2 protein-coding genes are annotated in these 661 nt (G+C 38.9%); both read right to left on the reverse strand.

The window, feature by feature from the left end; all coding sequences use genetic code 11:
* Positions 1 to 236, reverse strand: a 236-nt coding sequence (locus HCZ91_RS13840) for a transposase (RefSeq protein ID WP_179799798.1), incomplete at its 3' end; no start/stop codon positions are given.
* 46 nt (positions 237 to 282) lie between these two features.
* Complete coding sequence (locus tag HCZ91_RS13845) at positions 283 to 630, reverse strand: IS630 transposase-related protein (RefSeq protein WP_165597456.1); 348 nt, start codon at positions 628 to 630, stop codon at positions 283 to 285.
* Between the last annotated feature and the right edge of the window lie 31 nt (positions 631 to 661).

The raw sequence follows: 661 nt of genomic DNA on the forward strand, positions 1-661 counted from the left end.
ATTACGCATTTAGTTTTAAGGCTTGGAATGAGCGTGTATTTGCACCAGTCATAGAATATATCGCCATTGATGTTTTTCTCAAAGTAATCAAGCGCAAAAAGCATCTTTTCATACAGAGCACCGATGACATTGGTACGTTTTTTAGCTTGCCAATTGTAGCTATCAATACAAGGTTTACCTATCGGTGCGTAGCCATAAGGACGAATAGTTTCAGCCTCAAAGCCACTCTCATCCATATAGACAACGGGATAGCCTTGCTGCTTAAAATGATCAAGCTTATTCTTATATACCGCTCTTTTTATTGGACACGCTTTTGGATGTGCTAAGGTCTTTTTTTTGGCTAATATTTAATCTTTTTAAGGCATAGCCAATACCTGATTTACTACAGTTTAAACGACGAGCTCGCTCATACAGGTAGTCATCTGGGTATTGATTAACGTCTTGTAGAAGGGCTTCATTGGGTATACTGCTTGGCGTTTTGACTCTGGTCGTTTGGATGCTTGGGTCTATAAGCCAGCGCTGTAGTGTACTCTTGCTGATATTATAAAAAATACAGGCCTGACGGATGCTCATGTCTTTTTGCTCAATGTTTTTGATAACTTGTGCTCGAAAATCTGCTGAGTAGGTCATCTTTTATATTTCTCTTTGCTTGGTTTAAAAG

It is taken from the genome of Psychrobacter sp. BI730, from assembly GCF_013414195.1.
Lineage (GTDB): Bacteria > Pseudomonadota > Gammaproteobacteria > Pseudomonadales > Moraxellaceae > Psychrobacter.